At 64.6% G+C, this 16201-nt stretch carries 18 protein-coding genes; 13 read left to right on the top strand and 5 right to left on the bottom strand.

Translation table 11 applies throughout. The annotated features are described in order from the left end of the window. Positions 1–276: 276 nt before the first annotated feature. Positions 277–3009 (bottom strand): preprotein translocase subunit SecA, encoded by a 2733-nt coding sequence (gene secA / locus NKJ46_RS30365; RefSeq protein ID WP_352670357.1) that lies wholly within the window; start codon positions 3007–3009, stop codon positions 277–279. Between the two features lie 252 nt (positions 3010–3261). Here secA and NKJ46_RS30360 point away from each other — a divergent pair, with 252 nt between their 5' ends. Continuing rightward, on the top strand, positions 3262–4179 hold the full coding sequence (locus NKJ46_RS30360) for a peptidylprolyl isomerase (protein WP_352670354.1): 918 nt from the start codon (positions 3262–3264) through the stop codon (positions 4177–4179). A 43-nt stretch (positions 4180–4222) separates the two neighbouring features. Here the strand turns inward: NKJ46_RS30360 and NKJ46_RS30355 are convergent, their stop codons facing one another. Next, positions 4223–4879 (bottom strand): TetR/AcrR family transcriptional regulator, encoded by a 657-nt coding sequence (locus NKJ46_RS30355; protein ID WP_352670351.1) that lies wholly within the window; start codon positions 4877–4879, stop codon positions 4223–4225. Positions 4880–4988: 109 nt separating this feature from the next. Here NKJ46_RS30355 and NKJ46_RS30350 point away from each other — a divergent pair, with 109 nt between their 5' ends. Continuing rightward, on the top strand, positions 4989–5225 hold the full coding sequence (locus tag NKJ46_RS30350; RefSeq protein ID WP_352670349.1) for a putative antibiotic biosynthesis monooxygenase: 237 nt from the start codon (positions 4989–4991) through the stop codon (positions 5223–5225). A gap of 3 nt (positions 5226–5228) precedes the next feature. On the opposite strand, the gene NKJ46_RS30345 is transcribed toward NKJ46_RS30350, so the two are convergent. Continuing rightward, on the bottom strand, positions 5229–6455 hold the full coding sequence (locus NKJ46_RS30345; RefSeq protein ID WP_352670346.1) for a caspase family protein: 1227 nt from the start codon (positions 6453–6455) through the stop codon (positions 5229–5231). A 180-nt stretch (positions 6456–6635) separates the two neighbouring features. Between NKJ46_RS30345 and argJ the strand changes: the two genes are divergently transcribed. The 5 genes from argJ (at position 6636) to NKJ46_RS30320 (ending at position 9796) form a co-directional block, all read left to right on the top strand. Beyond that, on the top strand, positions 6636–7877 hold the full coding sequence (argJ, locus tag NKJ46_RS30340) for a bifunctional glutamate N-acetyltransferase/amino-acid acetyltransferase ArgJ (protein ID WP_352670343.1): 1242 nt from the start codon (positions 6636–6638) through the stop codon (positions 7875–7877). Then, positions 7877–8656, top strand: coding sequence for a GNAT family N-acetyltransferase (locus tag NKJ46_RS30335; RefSeq protein WP_352670340.1), 780 nt, complete (start codon positions 7877–7879; stop codon positions 8654–8656). The genes argJ and NKJ46_RS30335 overlap by 1 nt, the downstream gene beginning before the upstream one ends. Continuing rightward, on the top strand, positions 8653–9075 hold the full coding sequence (locus tag NKJ46_RS30330) for a (deoxy)nucleoside triphosphate pyrophosphohydrolase (RefSeq protein WP_352491816.1): 423 nt from the start codon (positions 8653–8655) through the stop codon (positions 9073–9075). Before NKJ46_RS30335 ends, NKJ46_RS30330 begins: the two co-directional genes overlap by 4 nt. Before the next feature lie 127 nt (positions 9076–9202). Beyond that, complete coding sequence (locus tag NKJ46_RS30325; protein WP_352491815.1) at positions 9203–9508, top strand: hypothetical protein; 306 nt, start codon at positions 9203–9205, stop codon at positions 9506–9508. A 108-nt stretch (positions 9509–9616) separates the two neighbouring features. Continuing rightward, positions 9617–9796: a Flp family type IVb pilin gene (locus tag NKJ46_RS30320; protein ID WP_352566909.1), complete on the top strand. Its 180-nt coding sequence runs from the start codon at positions 9617–9619 to the stop codon at positions 9794–9796. A 50-nt stretch (positions 9797–9846) separates the two neighbouring features. On the opposite strand, the gene NKJ46_RS30315 is transcribed toward NKJ46_RS30320, so the two are convergent. Beyond that, complete coding sequence (locus NKJ46_RS30315; RefSeq protein WP_352670335.1) at positions 9847–10719, bottom strand: methyltransferase domain-containing protein; 873 nt, start codon at positions 10717–10719, stop codon at positions 9847–9849. Positions 10720–10773: 54 nt separating this feature from the next. Between NKJ46_RS30315 and NKJ46_RS30310 the strand changes: the two genes are divergently transcribed. Genes NKJ46_RS30310 through NKJ46_RS30295 form a run of 4 tightly spaced genes read left to right on the top strand, consistent with a single transcriptional unit; the run spans position 10774 to position 13198 of the window. Next, positions 10774–11574, top strand: a complete 801-nt coding sequence (locus NKJ46_RS30310) for a ComF family protein (RefSeq protein ID WP_352670332.1) — start codon at positions 10774–10776, stop codon at positions 11572–11574. A 37-nt stretch (positions 11575–11611) separates the two neighbouring features. Then, positions 11612–11881, top strand: coding sequence for a glutaredoxin 3 (gene grxC, locus NKJ46_RS30305; protein ID WP_352670329.1), 270 nt, complete (start codon positions 11612–11614; stop codon positions 11879–11881). 10 nt (positions 11882–11891) lie between these two features. After that, on the top strand, positions 11892–12776 hold the full coding sequence (locus NKJ46_RS30300) for a carbon-nitrogen hydrolase family protein (RefSeq protein WP_352670326.1): 885 nt from the start codon (positions 11892–11894) through the stop codon (positions 12774–12776). Beyond that, complete coding sequence (locus NKJ46_RS30295; protein WP_352670323.1) at positions 12773–13198, top strand: DUF1178 family protein; 426 nt, start codon at positions 12773–12775, stop codon at positions 13196–13198. The genes NKJ46_RS30300 and NKJ46_RS30295 overlap by 4 nt, the downstream gene beginning before the upstream one ends. A gap of 113 nt (positions 13199–13311) precedes the next feature. Here NKJ46_RS30295 and NKJ46_RS30290 read toward each other — a convergent pair whose 3' ends face one another. Continuing rightward, positions 13312–14112 (bottom strand): SDR family NAD(P)-dependent oxidoreductase, encoded by an 801-nt coding sequence (locus NKJ46_RS30290; protein ID WP_352670320.1) that lies wholly within the window; start codon positions 14110–14112, stop codon positions 13312–13314. 158 nt (positions 14113–14270) lie between these two features. Here NKJ46_RS30290 and NKJ46_RS30285 point away from each other — a divergent pair, with 158 nt between their 5' ends. Both NKJ46_RS30285 and NKJ46_RS30280 read left to right on the top strand, forming a co-directional pair. Beyond that, a complete protein-coding gene (locus NKJ46_RS30285; RefSeq protein ID WP_352670317.1) occupies positions 14271–15491 on the top strand; it encodes a helix-turn-helix domain-containing protein in 1221 nt (406 codons plus the stop codon). Positions 15492–15500: 9 nt separating this feature from the next. After that, positions 15501–16154 (top strand): Vgb family protein, encoded by a 654-nt coding sequence (locus NKJ46_RS30280; protein WP_352491808.1) that lies wholly within the window; start codon positions 15501–15503, stop codon positions 16152–16154. Positions 16155–16201 lie beyond the last annotated feature (47 nt).

Below are 16201 nucleotides of genomic sequence, written 5' to 3'. Positions count from 1 at the left end.
CGACCGCGAAGACGACCGTGCTCCCGGCAAACGACGCCTCAATACAAATTTGGGCTTGCATTTTGGTCCGCGATTAGACGACTGAAACACCACCGACGGTCGAGATACAGAAAATTCGAAATGCGTATTTTGGTATCGGCGGGACAGCGCCCCCTGTAGCCTGCCGGCCATCTCCCCCTCAAGTGGGGAGATCGACTAGTCGCCAACGCCTCTGCTGCCCTTCATCGCCCTTTCGGGCACCTTCTCCCCGTGAACGGGGAGAAGGAAAGGTGGTGCTTACGCAAACGCCCCATGACAATGCTTGTATTTCTTGCCCGACCCGCACGGGCAGGCTTCGTTGCGGCCGACCTTGCCCCAGGTCGCCGGGTTCTTCGGGTCGCGGTCTTCGGGGGCGACGATGGCATTGGTCTCCTGGCGGACCAGCACCGCCGTCTCGCCGCCTTCGAAATCGTCCTCGCCGGTGCTGCCGTCGATATGGCTGCCGAACATGTCGGGGGCTTCCGGCGGCGGCGCTTCCGCCGCCTGGCGGACCAGCTCGACGCGCATCAATTGCGCGGTGACGGCCTGGCGCAGGTTGCCCAGCATCGCTTGGAACAGCTCGAACGCTTCGCCCTTGTACTCCTGCAGCGGATCGCGCTGGGCATAGCCGCGGAAGCCGACGACCGAGCGCAGATGGTCGAGATTGACGATGTGCTCGCGCCACAGATGATCGAGCGTCTGCAGCACCACCGACCGCTCGACATAGGCCATCACGTCGGGGCCGAATCGCTCGGCGCGATCCTTGGCGGCGGCTTCGGCGGCCTGGCTGATGCGCTCGCGGATGTCGTCCTCGGCAATGCCTTCTTCCTTGACCCAGTCCTCGACCGGCAGATCGAGATTGAGGAATTCGGCGATCTCGGCCTTGAGGCCGGCGACGTTCCACTGCTCGGCATAGGCGTTTTCGGGAATGTTCTTGGCGACGATCTCCTCGATGACGCCTTCGCGCATCTCTGTGATGGTCTCGGACAGGCCTTCGCCGTCCATCAGCTCGATGCGCTGCTCGAACACCACCTTGCGCTGGTCGTTGGAGACGTCGTCATATTTCAAGAGGTTCTTGCGGATGTCGAAGTTGCGCGCCTCGACCTTCTTCTGCGCCTTTTCCAAGGCCTTGTTGATCCACGGGTGGATGATCGCCTCGTCTTCCTTGAGGCCGAGCTTCTGCAGCATGCCGTCCATGCGCTCGGAGCCGAAGATGCGCATCAGGTCGTCCTGCAGCGACAGGAAGAATTTCGAGCGGCCGGGGTCGCCTTGTCTTCCTGAACGACCTCTAAGCTGGTTGTCGATGCGGCGCGATTCGTGGCGCTCGGTGGCGAGCACGTAGAGGCCGCCGGCGGCGAGCGCCTTTTCCTTCAGCCGGGCGATGTCGTCGCGGATTTCCTTTTCCCTGGTCTCGCGCTCGGGGCCGGCCGGCATGTCGCCAAGCTCCTCGGCGATGCGCATGTCGGCATTGCCGCCGAGCTGGATGTCGGTGCCGCGGCCGGCCATGTTGGTGGCAATGGTGATGGCGCCGGGTTTGCCGGCCTGGGCGACGATCGCCGCCTCGCGCTCGTGATGGCGGGCGTTCAGCACCTCGAAATCCTTGAAACCTTCCTTGCGCAGGCGCTCGGCCAGTTGCTCGGATTTCTCGATGGAAGTCGTGCCGACCAGCGTCGGCTGGCCCTTGGCGCGGGCTTCCTTGATCTCCTTGACGATCGCCCGGTATTTCTCCTCGACCGTCCGGTAGACCTCGTCGTCTTCGTCGATGCGGATGACCGGCAGGTTGGTCGGGATCTCGGTGACGTCGAGATTGTAGATGTTGGCGAATTCCTCGGCCTCGGTCAGCGCCGTGCCGGTCATGCCGGCGAGCTTCTTGTAGAGGCGGAAATAGTTCTGGAAGGTGACCGAGGCGAGTGTCTGGTTCTCCGGCTGGATCGCCACATGCTCCTTGGCTTCGAGCGCCTGGTGCAGGCCTTCCGAATAGCGGCGGCCTGGCATCATGCGGCCGGTGAACTCGTCGATGATGACGATCTCGCCGTTGCGCACGATGTAGTCCTTGTCCCTCTGGAACAGCCGGTGCGCCTTCAGCGCATTGTTGACGTGGTGGACGATGGCGACGTTCTCGACGTCGTAGAGCGACTCGCCCTTGAGCAGGCCGGCATCGCGCAGCATGTTCTCCAGCTTTTCGGTGCCTTCCTCGGTGAAGATCGAGGTCTTCTGCTTCTCGTCGATCTCGTAGTCCTGCGGCTGCAGCTGGATGATGAAGGTGTCGATGGTGTTGTACATTTCCGAACGATCCTCGAGCGGACCGGAAATGATCAGCGGCGTGCGGGCTTCGTCGACCAGGATGGAATCGACCTCGTCGACGATGGCGTAGCTGTGACCGCGCTGCACCATCTGGGCGCGCTCGTATTTCATGTTGTCGCGCAGATAGTCGAAGCCGAGCTCGTTGTTGGTGGCGTAGGTGACGTCGGCGGCGTAGGCGACGCGGCGCTCCTCGTCGGACAGGCCATGGACGATGACGCCGACCTTAAGGCCGAGGAATTTGTAGACGCGGCCCATCCATTCCGAGTCGCGCGTGGCCAGGTAATCGTTGACGGTGACGACATGGACGCCGTTGCCGGCGAGCGCGTTGAGGTAGACCGGCAGCGTCGCCACCAGCGTCTTGCCTTCGCCGGTGCGCATCTCGGCAATGCCGCCATTGTGCAGCACCATGCCGCCGATCAGCTGCACGTCGAACGGCCGCATGCCGAGCACGCGGCGCGCGGCCTCACGCACGGTGGCGAAGGCCGGCACCAAGAGGTCGTCGAGGCTGGCGCCGTTGGCGATATCCTGGCGGAATTTGTCGGTGCGGGCCTGAAGCTCGGCGTCGGAGAGCGCCCGCATCTCGTTTTCCATGGCATTGATCGCCTCGACGCGCGGCCGGGTCGATTTGACCCGACGATCGTTGGAGGAGCCGAAAACCTTACGGGCGAGACCGCCGAGACTGACCATCCAATGGCCCTTTCGATAGCATTCCAAGTCATTGCGACGGGCGCCGGCCGGCCCCATCAAATCCACGTGAACGCGGACAAACGCAAAAAGCGCCCGGAAAACGGTTCTGGACGCAAAGTCGTTGGACAGATAAGAGGGGGCTCATTCGATGTCAACGCCGCGCTCGCCCTGTCGACCGCGCCAAATTCCGCCACAATCCTGCTGGTCTGGAAGCCATTCCGCTCTAGCTACCCCGCTTTGGAGATAATCGTAATGTCTATATTGTTCCGCCGCGCGTCGCTCGCCAGCCTTGGTCTGGCATTCGGGCTGACGGCCCTCTCGCTGTCGCCGCTGATGGCGCAGGAAGCCGCCCCTGCCCAGCCGGCAGCGCCCGCCCCGGCGGCCAAGCCGGTCGATCCGAACGCCGTGGTCGCCACCATCAACGGCCAGACGCTGACCGAGGCAGACCTTGGGCTTGCCGAGGGCGAGCTGTCGCAGCAGTTCGCGCAGCTTCCGCCCGAGCAGCGCCGCGCCGCGGCACTGTCGGCGGCGATCGAAATCCGCGTCATGGCGGCTCAGGCGGTGACCACCGGCCTCGACAAGGATCCCGACTTCCAGCGCCGCATGGCCTTCCTGCAACAGCGCGCGCTGCATGGCGAAATGGTCGAGAAGGGCGTCGTCGACAAGGTTACCGATGCCGAGGTCCGCGCCCGCTACGACCAGGAAATCGCCAACACGCCGCCCAGCAATGAGGTGCACGCCCGTCACATCCTCGTGAAGACGAAGGAAGAGGCAGACGCCATCATCAAGCAGCTCGACGGCGGCGCCGACTTCCAGAAACTCGCCAACGAGCACACCAGCGATCCGAGCGGCAAGACCAGCGGCGGCGATCTCGGCTGGTTTGGGCCTGGCCAGATGGTGCCGGAGTTCGACAAGGCGGTGTTTGCGCTGGCAGTCGGCAAATACACCGAGCAGCCGGTGCAGTCGCAGTTCGGCTGGCACGTCATCAAGGTCGAGGACAAGCGCACCAAGCAGCCGCCGGCCTTCGACCAGGTCAAGGACCAGGCGCGCCAGGCGGTCATCCGCGACAAGTATTTCGCGCTGGTCAAGTCGCTGCGCGCCAACGCCAAGGTCGAAATCCCCGATGCGAACCTGAAGAAGACGGTCGACGCGCTGGAAAGCGCGAAGTAGGCCAGATTGGGCTACGACAGGGCGCGCTGCCGCCCTGTCGCTTCTATTTGCTAGGGCGAGCGATGATGCGTCGACGCCGCCGCCGGACCGCCGTGGCGTCGCCGGCATCGCCAGCGACTATGCCTTTCAAGATATAGCCGACCGCCCTGCGTAAGATCGCTTCGTCCTCGTCCAGGCGGTCTGTCAGAAGGTGCGCCCAGGCAAACGAGGCGATCAGGTCGGCGACGACCGTGGCATCGACATCGGCTGCCACCTCTCCCCTTGCCTTGGCGCGTTCGACCATCTGGCCGGTATGGACGCGACGCCCTCTTGCGTATTCGGCGAGGGCGGCGGCGGCTTTTTCGTCCGACTGCGCCTCGGCAATCAGCGATCTGAACACGCTGCCCGACGATGTGTCGCGCCAGTGCGCGAACAAGCTCTTCAGGAAGCCGACGAGATCCTGCTCCAGGTTCCCGGTATCGGGATTGTCGACGCGCTTTTGCCGCTGGTAAACGTCGAGCAGCAAGGCGGCCTTGCTTGGCCACCAGCGATAGATCGTCGGCTTTCCGGCGCGTGCGCGGCGCGCCACAGCCTCGATCGAGAAGCCGGAATAGCCGGCTTCGACCAGCACCGCCTCGGCGGCATCGAGAATGGCATCGGCGCTTTCGGGGCTGCGCCGTGCGCCGGCTGACTTGCGCCCGGGATCGGTGGCTTCGCCCATTTCTTTGTCCTTACCCGCGATTTCTGCAGCCATCATATACAACTCTTGACGAAACGAAACGATCCGTTTTATATGTAACGGAACGTTCCGTAACGATAAGGAGAGTTTGATGAACTCGACCGCCGTCACCCGCTTTTCGCGCCTGCGCTTCGCCGTGCTGGTGCTGCTCGGCGTCTATCCACTGATCACTGCCATTCTGTACGTGGTTTTTCCGCTGACGCAGGAATGGCAAATCTGGCAGCGTACGCTGGTCATCGCGCCGCTGATGGTCTCGATCATGATCTGGGGACTGATTCCGGGGGTGCAGCGGGCGTTTCGCGGCTTCATCAACCCAGCGGTCCGCTGATGTTCATTCCAGCGCTTGCGACGTTTCCGACGCAACGCGCCAGGCGCCATCGGCCAGCACGAGTTCCAGCGTCACCCGCGCCCTGCCGGTCAGGCGCTGCGCCGATTTGTCCTTCGGCACATAGTCGTAGCGCATGGCGAAAACCACGTCGGCACGATCCTTGCCGTTCGGCGTCACTTCGAGGCTGCCGGGCTCGAGACCGAACGACCACGACGCCCATTGCGCGAACCAGTCGGTCTTGACCTTGACGATGGCCTCGCTGTCGTAACGCGTGCCGTAGATGGTGGCCGACGAACCATAAAGCCGCTTGACGGTTTCGCGCATTCTCCTGGCATCAGGCGCCAGATAGTCGTCGCGCAGGAATTTTTCGATGGCGCCCTTGTCGCCGACGGAGCGTTCGAGCGCGGCCACCTCGGACGCGGGCGCCGGGCTGACGGCCGGTTTCGGTTGCTGGGCAGTGTCGCCGCCCGGAACGAATTCGAAACGCTCGAGCAGCGACCCCTGCTCCCAGGGACGCTGCGCCTCGCGCGTTGCCGAAACGACGTCGCGGCGCACCGCGATCATCATGTCGTTGATGCTTTGTCCGGGCTCGGCCATGTGCCGCAAAAGTGCGGCCGCAAAGGGCGAGTTGCGCCCCGTCCCGTCCATTGCCACGGCGCCGGGCGCCGTCGAGAAGGCGATGAACGAGCCGCGTGTCGACTCGAACTGGGCAAGGCCGACGAGAGCCGTCGCCGAGCGCGTCGTGGCGCTGAGGCTGAGACTTCGGGCAAACGGGTTGTTGCGGCAGGCATCGAGGAAGACCAGGCTGACCTTGGTCTGCTGCTCCATGATGTCGAGAACCTCGTCGATCGGCACCGCCTCGAGCTGCAGCTTGACCGGCATGTCCAGCCTGGCATCGACCGGCACGATGAAGTTGCGCCCGTCGACCTGCAGGCCATGGCCGGCATAGTAGAACAGCCCGGCACCGGCGCCTTGCAGCGCATCTGAGAATTCGCCGATCTTGCGTTCGAGCTCGCGCTTGCCGAGATCGTTGCCTTCGATCACCTCGAAACCGATGGCGCGCAGCTTGTCGGCGATGTCGAGCGCATCGTTGACGGGATTGGCCAGCGTACCGGCTTCGGCGTAGCTGCCGTTGCCGACCACAAGCGCCACGCGCCGCGCCGTCTGCGCATCGGCGCGCAGCAGCAGAAAACCCAGAAACGCCAGTGCCAAGACCACAAGCCTGCCCATGGGGCAGGATCATAGCGCTATCGGTCGCAGCGACGTCAACAAATTTGCAACAGCCGGCTTGCTGCATGAGGCGGTGTCAGGCTTCCGGCACCCGTAACAGCTGTGAAAACGCCTTGCGCCAGCGCGTGCTATCGGGCAAACCGGCGTTCCTTTCGCGATTTTTCCCGCCCGGGGTCTTCCATGTCCACACAGGTTTCGCCGCTCGCGCCGAAGAAATATCCCAAGATGCCGGTGATCGAGGGCGTGCGCATCGCCACCGCCGAGGCCGGCATAAAATACAAGAACCGCACCGACTTGCTGGCCATGGTGTTCGACGCCGGCACCACCGTCGCCGGCGTGTTCACCAGGTCGAAATGCCCGTCGGCGCCGGTCGATTTCTGCCGGCAGAACCTCGTGGCTGGCAAGGCACGGGTGCTGGTGGTCAATTCCGGCAATGCCAATGCCTTTACCGGCCAGAAGGGCCGCGCCTCGACGGCACTCACGGGCGAGGTGGCGGCGAAGGCGGCCGGCTGCACAGCAGGCGAGGTGTTCCTGGCCTCGACCGGCGTCATCGGCGAACCGCTCGACGCCGGCAAGTTCAGCCATCTGCTGGCCGGGCTGGTCAAGGACGGCAAGCCGGAATTGTGGACCGAAGCCGCCAAGGCGATCATGACCACCGACACCTATCCCAAACTGGCGACCGCGACGGTCAAGCTCGGCGATGCCGACGTCATCATCAACGGTATCGCCAAGGGCGCCGGCATGATCGCGCCCGACATGGCGACGATGCTTTCCTTCATCGCCACCGATGCGCCGATTGCAGCACCCGTGCTGCAGGATCTCTTGTCGCGCGGCACGGCCAAGACCTTCAACGCGGTTACCGTCGACAGTGACACCTCGACCAGCGACACGCTGCTGATGTTCGCCACGGGTGCTGCCGCCAGGCGGGGCGCGCCGGCAATTTCCGATCCCAAGGATGCGCGTCTCGGCGCCTTCCGCCGTGCCCTCGGCAAGGTGCTGAAATCGCTTGCACTGCAGGTGGTGCGCGACGGCGAGGGCGCCCGCAAGCAGGTCGAGGTCACCGTCACCGGGGCCAAATCGGCCCGCTCGGCCAAGCGCATCGCGCTGTCGATCGCCAATTCGCCGCTGGTCAAGACGGCAGTCGCCGGCGAGGACGCCAATTGGGGCCGCGTCGTCATGGCCGTCGGCAAGGCCGGCGAACCGGCCGACCGCGACCTTCTGTCGATCTGGTTCGGCGACAACCGCCTGGCCTATCAGGGCGAGCGCGACGCCGCCTATTCCGAGGAGGCGACTTCGGCGTATATGAAGCGCGACGAGATCCGCATCCGCGCCGATATGGGCATCGGCCGCGGCAAGGCGACGGTGTGGACCTGCGACCTCACCAAGGAATATGTCGCCATCAACGGCGATTATCGGAGCTGATGACGTTGGCTTCCAGACATCCGGCAAGCGTGCTGGCGATCGTGCGCCGCTATGAGGCGGCCGGCTTTCGCGCCTGGCCGGCGGCCGCCGTCCATTATGACGGTACCTGGGTGGTGCGGCTGACGGCCGGCCACCCGGCCAAGCGGCTGAATTCGGTCAATCCGCTCGATCCAGGCGACATCCAGCACATTGCCGAGCGCATCGGCCGCGCCAGCCGCCGCTTCGACGCCTATGGCAGGCCGCTGACCTTTCGCATCTCGCCGCTGTCGGGGCCTGATCTTTCAAAGTACCTCGACAGCGAGGGCTGGAGCACATTCGCCGAATCGCTGGTCATGCGGCTGCCGCTGGCGGACGCCACGCTCGACGACGCCATGGATCAGATTCCGTTGAAGGACATCAGCCGTTTCATCGGCGTCGCGCTCAAGGTGAGCGGTTCGGATGTGTCGCTGCGGCCGGGCCTGTCGGAGATCATCGGCGCCATCCAGCCGGAGGCCGGGCTGTTTGCGCTGGAGGCCGGGAGCGAGCCGCTGGCAACGTTGATCTGCGTGCACGACGGCGACCTTGCCGGCCTGTTCGAGATCGCCACCGACAGATCGGTGCGCAACCAGGGCTATGGCCGCCATCTCATCCGGTCGGCGTTGAAATGGGCGCGGCTGCGCGGGGCGCGGGAAGCCTGGCTGCAGGTCGAGGCGGACAACGCGCCGGCGCTGGCGCTTTACCGTTCGCTCGGATTCGACGAAGTCTATCGCTATCACTATCGCCGGCCATCCGGCGCATGAGCGGCTTGGATACGGTCGGCAAGCGCCTGCTCCTGGTCGCCGCCTGCGCTCTGGTCGATGCCGACGGGCGCGTGCTGTTGGCGCAGCGGCCCGAAGGCAAGCAACTCGCCGGCCTGTGGGAGTTTCCGGGCGGCAAGGTCGAGCCCGGTGAGACGCCGGAACAATGCCTGATCCGCGAATTGTACGAGGAGATCGGCATCGAGACCGACATCCCTTGCCTGGCCCCACTCACCTTCGCCAGCCATTCCTACGATGATTTTCACCTGCTGATGCCGCTGTTCGTCTGCCGTCGCTTCCGCGGCATTGCCCAGCCGAAGGAAGGCCAGGTGCTGAAATGGGTGCGGCCGCGCCAGATGCGCGATTTTCCGATGCCGCCGGCCGACGCCCCGCTGATCCAGTTCCTCATCGATCTGCTGTAACGGCCGACCTCCCGCAAACCAGGAAGCTCCACAACGCGCTGCCAGCAGCGTTAATGAAAGATTTATCTGGCCGTGAAAAATTGACGCAAGGCGGTTACGCCGATTCCACCGCTGGGGAGCGATTTGCATGAGCTTCGACAAGGACTGGGACTCGCCTTGGTCCGACCGCCTTCCTGGCGCCGCCAATGCCGGCATGGGAATATTGCGCATCGCCCTCCTGTTCGGCTCGGCCGCAGTGGCTCTGGCCTTGATCGCGACGCCCTACCTCGACAGCCGGACCCGCTCGCAGTTTGCCCGCGACGGCCTTGATACGATGAGCACCGGCTCGATCGGCCAGCGCGATAGCTATACGCTGCGCAAGAGCGTGCTGCAGCCGCTGCCCAGTTCGGTTTGCGTTATACGGGCCGATGGCAGAAGCAGCGGCGACTGCTGACTCCTCAACAGATCTCTAGAATGCAGCTGGTTCACCGCCCATTAAGCCTGTCGCGTTAACCTTTCTTAACGGGTCGGCGCTAGGTTAGGGCAAGAGGGATGGGCGCCCATGAAAATCTTGCTGCAACGATTTTTAGAAGACGAGAGGGGTGCGACGGCTATCGAATATGGTTTGATCGTTGCCGTGCTGTCGCTTGCCATTGTCGCTGGCATTGGCCAGGCTGCCGGCGCCATCCAGTGGTTGTTCAGCGACAACAGCAGCAAGCTTGCCAACGCTTTTGGACAGTGACCCGCTTAGTTTTTGCGTGGGATAGCTTAGCTTTTGCGCAGGGATTCCGCTCAGGGGCCACCGGGGTTTTCCAGGATTGTCTTCAGCGATATTTTTGCGGAGCCCGGCTTCAGCGGCTTTTGCTGAGAGGCATCGGGGGCCCAGCCTGACATCCAGACCACCGAGAAACTCGCCCTGACGCGGCCATCGGCATCCGAAAACCGCTCCGTATAGATTTCGGCGGCGCGCGCGAACAACGCTCGCGTGCCCGGCCGCCTGCTGCGGTCGACAAGCGCGCTGGTCTCGCCCATGGCGCGCAGGTCGGCGATCAGGCCAAATAGCGAATCGTAGCGCACCGTGATCGTCTCGACGTCGGCAACCGGCAGTGCCAGGCCGGCGCGCTGCAGCAGCGCGCCGGCGTCGCGGACGTCGGTGAACGGGATCACACGCGGGCTGGCGCCGCCATAGAGCTCGGTCTCGGCGGCAAGCAGGCTTTCGCGCAGCTCGGAGAGCGTGCCTGTGCCGGCGAAGGCGCCGAGGAAAAGCCCGTCCGGCTTCAACGCTCGGCGGATCTGCACCAGCATGCCTGGAATATCATTCATCGCTTGCAGCGACAGCAGCGAGACTGCTAGGTCGAGGCTTTCCGGCTCGAATGGCACGGTTTCCAACGGCGCCAACAGTCCTGGCTGGCCGCCCAGGAAAGCGGCGTCGGCCTCGACGCGCATGTTTTCCGTCACCTTGCCGCTTTCGGCGAGCACCTCTGCTGCTGCCGGCGTCTGGCAAAACAACAAAGCCGCCTTGCCGAAGCTGCGTTCGACGGCGCCGAGCCGGTCGGCAAGATCCTCGGCCGCCCGCCGCATGAGGAAATCCACGCCGGCGATGGGACGGGCCAGTGCCCGGCGCTTGCGCGCCAGCCAGAGCGAGGTGTCGATTACAGGCTGCAATGGACAGGTCCTTGTGCTTCGCTCTCTGATATAGTGATGCGGAGGACCAACCACGTGGCCGATCCCATGCCAGAGATCAAGCGTATTGCGACCAAGCGCATTGCCAGCAAGGCATTGGGCTGGCCAGCGCGCCTCTTGTTCCCGCCGGTCTGTGCCGGCTGCCGCCGCCATGTCTCGCAGCCCGGCGTGTTGTCCGGCGCCTGCTGGCCGAAACTCAGGTTGCTGGAACGGCCATGGTGCCCGGTGATGGGCACGCCGTTCACCCACAGTATGGGTGAGGGTTTCCTGTCGGCGGAGGCGATAGCCGACCCGCCGCCGTTCGAGCGCGCGCGGGCGGCGGTTGCCTATTCCGGCGTTGCCCGCCAGATGGTGCAAGGGCTGAAGTACCAGGACCGCACCGATCTGGCGCCGTGGATGGCGCGCTGGATGCTTCGCGCCGGTGCCGAGCTCATCGCCGAGGCCGATGTGGTCGTGCCGGTGCCGCTGCACTGGCGGCGTTTCTTCCGGCGGCAGTTCAACCAGTCGGCGGAACTGGCGCGGGCGGTGGCGCAGCTCGGGGAGCGGCCTTTCGCGCCATCAGCTATCAAGCGCGTCAAACTCACGCGCCAGCAAGTCGGGCTTGAGCGGCGGGAACGCGAGGAAAATGTTCGCGCCGCATTTAAAGTGCCTGATGAGGCGGAGATCGAAATCGCCGGCCGCCGGGTGCTGTTGATCGACGATGTCTACACCACCGGCGCCACCGTCCGCGCGGTCGCCAGGGCATTGAAGAAGGGCGGTGCCGGCGCGGTCGACGTACTGACCTTCGCGCGCGTGCTGCCGGGGGACTTTCGGGCCGACGAATCGGCGCCTATATAGCCTATATGACAGCGGAACGAGGCAGGGTTGCTGACCGATGGTCGATGTGACGATCTACACGCGGATGATGTGCGGCTATTGCACCGCGGCCAAACGGCTGCTCGACAGGAAGGGTGTCGCCTATACCGAGCACGACGCCTCCTTCTCGCCGGAACTGCGCCGGGAAATGATTTCCCGGGCCCACGGCCGCTCCACCTTTCCGCAGATATTTATCGGCGACACGCATGTCGGCGGCTCCGACGATCTCCACGAATTGGAGGCGGAAGGACGGCTGGACGGATTGCTCGCCAACGGCTCGACCAGATAAGGACATGACCATGGGTGCCATCAAGTCGGGGGGTGCTTTCAAGGCGGCGGCGATCCAGATGCGTTCGGGAACCAGCCCGGAGCGCAATGCGGTCGATCTGGAACGGCTGGTGCGCGAGGCGGCAGGTCTTGGCGCGACCTATGTCCAGACCCCGGAAATGACCGGCGCGCTGATCCGCGACAGCCAAGCGCGGGCCGCTTCCTTTACCTCCGAAGACAAGGACATCGTCGTCTCGACGTCGCGGATGCTGGCCAGCGAGCTCGGCATCTTCCTGCATATCGGCTCGACCGCTATTCTGCGCGCCGACGGCAAGCTTGCCAACCGTGCCCTTCTGTTCGGGCCGGACGGCGCCACGATTGCCACCTACGACAAAATTCACATGTTCGACGTCGATCTCGACAATGGCGAGAGCTGGCGCGAATCCGCCGCCTATGAGCCAGGCACCGAGGCCGTCGTCGCCGAAATCGATGGCGCGAAGCTCGGCTTTGCCGTCTGCTACGATCTGCGCTTTCCGCAGCTGTTCCGTGCCGAGGCGCTGGCCGGCGCCGATCTGCTTTCGGTGCCCGCCGCCTTCACCCGCCAGACCGGCGAAGCGCATTGGCATGTGCTGCTCAGGGCGCGCGCCATCGAGAACGGCGCCTACGTGGTTGCCGCCGCGCAAGGCGGAGTGCACGAGGACGGCCGCGAAACCTATGGCCATTCGCTGATCGTCGATCCCTGGGGCCGCATCATCGCCGAGGCTGCCCATGACGAGCCGGCGGTGATCGTCGCCGAGATCGACGCGGCGCAGTCAGTCGCCGCGCGCAAGAAGATACCGAATCTCAAAAACGCACGCGATTTTGCCGTAAACGCCGGTTCGGCGCAGGCAATGCCGCTCAGGGGTGCCGCCTCTTGATCCGCTTTTCCCTGATCTGCGAGCACGAGCACGAATTCGAAGGCTGGTTTCGCAGCAACGACGATTTCGACACGCAGAAGAAGCGTGGCTTCGTCGATTGCCCGACCTGCGGCTCGCACAAGATCGAGAAGGCGCTGATGGCGCCGGCCGTCTCGACCGGGCGCAGCCGAGAAAAGATTGCGCTCGCCATGGGCGAGGCCCAGAAGCAGGCGCTGGCGCAGCTCAAGGCGCTGGCCGAAAAGGTGCGCGAGAACGCCGATTATGTCGGCGACAAATTTGCCGAGGAAGCGCGCAAGATCCATTTTGGCGAGAGCGATCCGCGCGGCATTTATGGCGAGGCGACGCTGGAGGAAGCCAAGAGCCTGGCCGACGACGGCGTCGAGTTCATGCCTATTCCAAGCTTCCCCGACGATCGCAACTGATCCGTCAACCTGCTCCGGACATAGCGAGGCATCTCTTTGCCAGGCAGCGCCGTGAAGGTCGGGCGGCGCCGAGGGGCGGCGATGCTGCCGCCCCTGCAGAGGCGTCTGCAGTTTCAGGCCGAGCAGCAAGGATGGGCCTCGCGGGCAATCGTTTCGCTGCTTCTTTCATACCCACTGTCTGACGGGCTTGCTTCACTGGACGGACTTGCTTCCGCATAGGCTGCAAACTGGCGTTCAAGCGCCTTGACCGCACTGCTGCGCCAGCCCTCCGCCAGGGATTCCGACATGGGATCGGGGAAGATTTCCTCTTCGCCGTTCTCCACTCCGTCCAGGATCGCCCGCGCAACAGACTCCGGAGAGGCCTTCGCGATGTCCAGGCCCCGTGTCATGTCCGTGTCCACCGGGCCGGGAAGGACCCTGTGGACGCTGACACCCCGTCCGGCCAGGAGCGTGCGCAACGACTGCGACAGCGAGAACGAGGCCGCCTTCGAGACTGAGTAGGCCGGACTGAACGGCACTGCGGCAATCGAGGCCAGCGACAGAATGTTGACGATGGCTCCTCGCGACCGGGCCAGCAACGGCAGCAGTGCCTGGGTAACGTCGTACGAGCCGAAGAGGTTGACGGCGAGCTGTTGTTCGAGCACACGACGGTCGCTGAGGTCGTCGAAGGGCGATACGCCGGCGTTGTTGATGAGGATGTCGAGAGCATCGATCTTCTCGACCGCCTCCCGGATCTGCGCAGCGTTGGTCACATCCATGGTCAGGGACGTCACACGCCGGTCCGGGTGGGCCATGGCTTGGCGGGTTGCTGCATAGACGCGCTTTACGCCTCTGCTCAGGGCTTCCTCGACCAGTGCCCGACCGATGCCCCGATTGGCTCCAGTCACCAGGATGGTTGAACCTTCGATCTTCATTGCGTCTCTCCTAGTGCTTATCGTTGCGTTCGAGCTAGTGCACAATCGCGCCGCAACTCAGGTTGGCTACAGTCGCCGTTGTCGATACGACTGGTTGGTGAGATGGACTTAGCGCCGGACGTCGACGCCATGGGAGTGACAAGTGTGACGGGATTCCGATGGACTCGCTAATCACGGCCGCGGCGCATGCGCTTGCGGCGGGCGATCCGCTCGGCGCCTTGAAGCGGGTTGCGCTGCGCGACGATGCGCCGGCACTGGCGCTGCGCGGCATCGCGATGGCGCAGCTTGGCGACCTGGTTCGGGCGAAGGTTCTCCTCAAGAGGGCGGCGCACGCATTCAGCCCGAGGGAGGCCGTGGCCCGCGCGAGGTGTGTCGTCGCCGAGGCCGAGATCGCGCTCGTCTCGCGCGACCTTACCTGGCCGGCCAAGGCACTCGACGCCGCGCGGGCGACGCTTGAAAAGCATGGCGACCGCGTCAACGCCGCGCATGCGCGCAACCTCGACGTCCGGCGCTTGCTGCTGATTGGCCATCTCGACGAAGCCGAGCGCAGGCTGGACGGCTTCGATCCCTCGCCGCTGCCGCCGGCATCGCGGGCTGCTCACGAGCTGGCTGTCGCCGGCATCGCCATCCGTCGCTTGCGGACCGGCCCTGCGCGCGCCGCCCTTGGCCTGGCGGCGCGGGCGGCGCGCGCGTCCGGCATCGCCGCGCTGATGGCGGAGGTGGAGAGCGCATCGCTGGTGCTGGACACGCCGGCCGCACGCCTTGTTGTGCGTGGCGAGGAACGGCCGATCCTGCTCGACGAAGTCGAAGCCCTCCTGGCGTCGGGGGCGCTCGTGGTGGATGCATGCCGCAATGTCGTGCGGGTCGCAGATACCGTCGTCTCGCTGGCGACCCGCCCGGTGCTGTTCGCGCTGGCCCGTGCGCTGGCCGAAGCCTGGCCGGGGGACGTGGCAAGATCGACGCTTATTGCGCGCGCTTTTCGCGGAAAGGACGCGGACGAATCACATCGCGCACGGTTACGGGTCGAAGCCGGGCGGCTTCGCGCGGAGCTTCGGAGCTTGGCCGATGTGAGCGCGACGAAGCGGGGCTTTGCGCTGGCGCCACGCCGCGCAGGTGAGGTCGTCGTGCTGGCGCCGCCCGTCGAAGAAGAGCATGCCGCAGTGCTCGCCTTCCTCGCCGACGGCGAGTCGTGGTCGAGTTCGGCCCTGGCGATTGCGCTTGGAGCCAGTTCGCGTACCGTGCAGCGGGCGCTCGAGCAGCTTGCCCAGGCCGGCAAGGTGCAGTCGTTCGGCCGCGGCCGGGCGCGTCGCTGGATGACCCCGCCGCTGACGGGTTTCCCGACAATCTTGTTACTCCCCGGCCCACTGCCGGGCTACTAGGATAGAATCATGGAACGATCCGCAGCCGAAATCCTTCGAGAATATGGGCCCTTTCCGGGTGTCGACCACGTGGACGGCGTTACCTTCGACGGTGAGCATGTCTGGTTTGCCTCAGGCGACAGATTGAACGCCTTCGATCCGGCGAGCGGCAAAGTGGTGCGCTCGATCGATGTCGCGGCACACGCCGGAACGGCTTTCGACGGCCAGTACCTCTATCAGATCGCGGAGGATCGCATCCAGAAGATCGATCCGAAGAATGGCCAGGTGCTGGCGTCGATCCCGGCTCCTGGCAACGGCGGTGATTCCGGGCTCGCCTGGGCCGAAGGAACGCTCTGGGTCGGGCAGCACCGGGGCCGAAAGATTCATCAGGTCGATCCCGAGACAGGAGCAATCCTTCGCACCATCGTTTCCAACCGCGTCGTTACCGGGGTCAGCTGGGTCGACGGCGAGCTTTGGCATGGCACCTGGGAGGGTGAGGAGAGCGATGTCCGGCGGATCGATCCTGAAACGGGTAAGGTCCTGGAGAAGCTCGATATGCCGCCGGGAACAGGCGTGTCGGGGCTCGAATCCGATGGCGGCGACCAGTTTTTCTGTGGCGGCGGAAACAGCGGCAAGATCAGAGCTGTTCGTCGGCCCAAACGAGGCTCGGCGGCCAGGATCTGAGTTTTTTGCCGTCGGTACCCGTTTGATTTCGGGACCATTCAACCAGG

The organism is Mesorhizobium sp. M0166 (genome assembly GCF_040322255.1).
In the GTDB taxonomy this organism is placed as follows: domain Bacteria; phylum Pseudomonadota; class Alphaproteobacteria; order Rhizobiales; family Rhizobiaceae; genus Mesorhizobium.
Note: the sequence above shows the minus strand (reverse complement) of the source record. Positions and strands in the feature narration are given on the sequence as shown.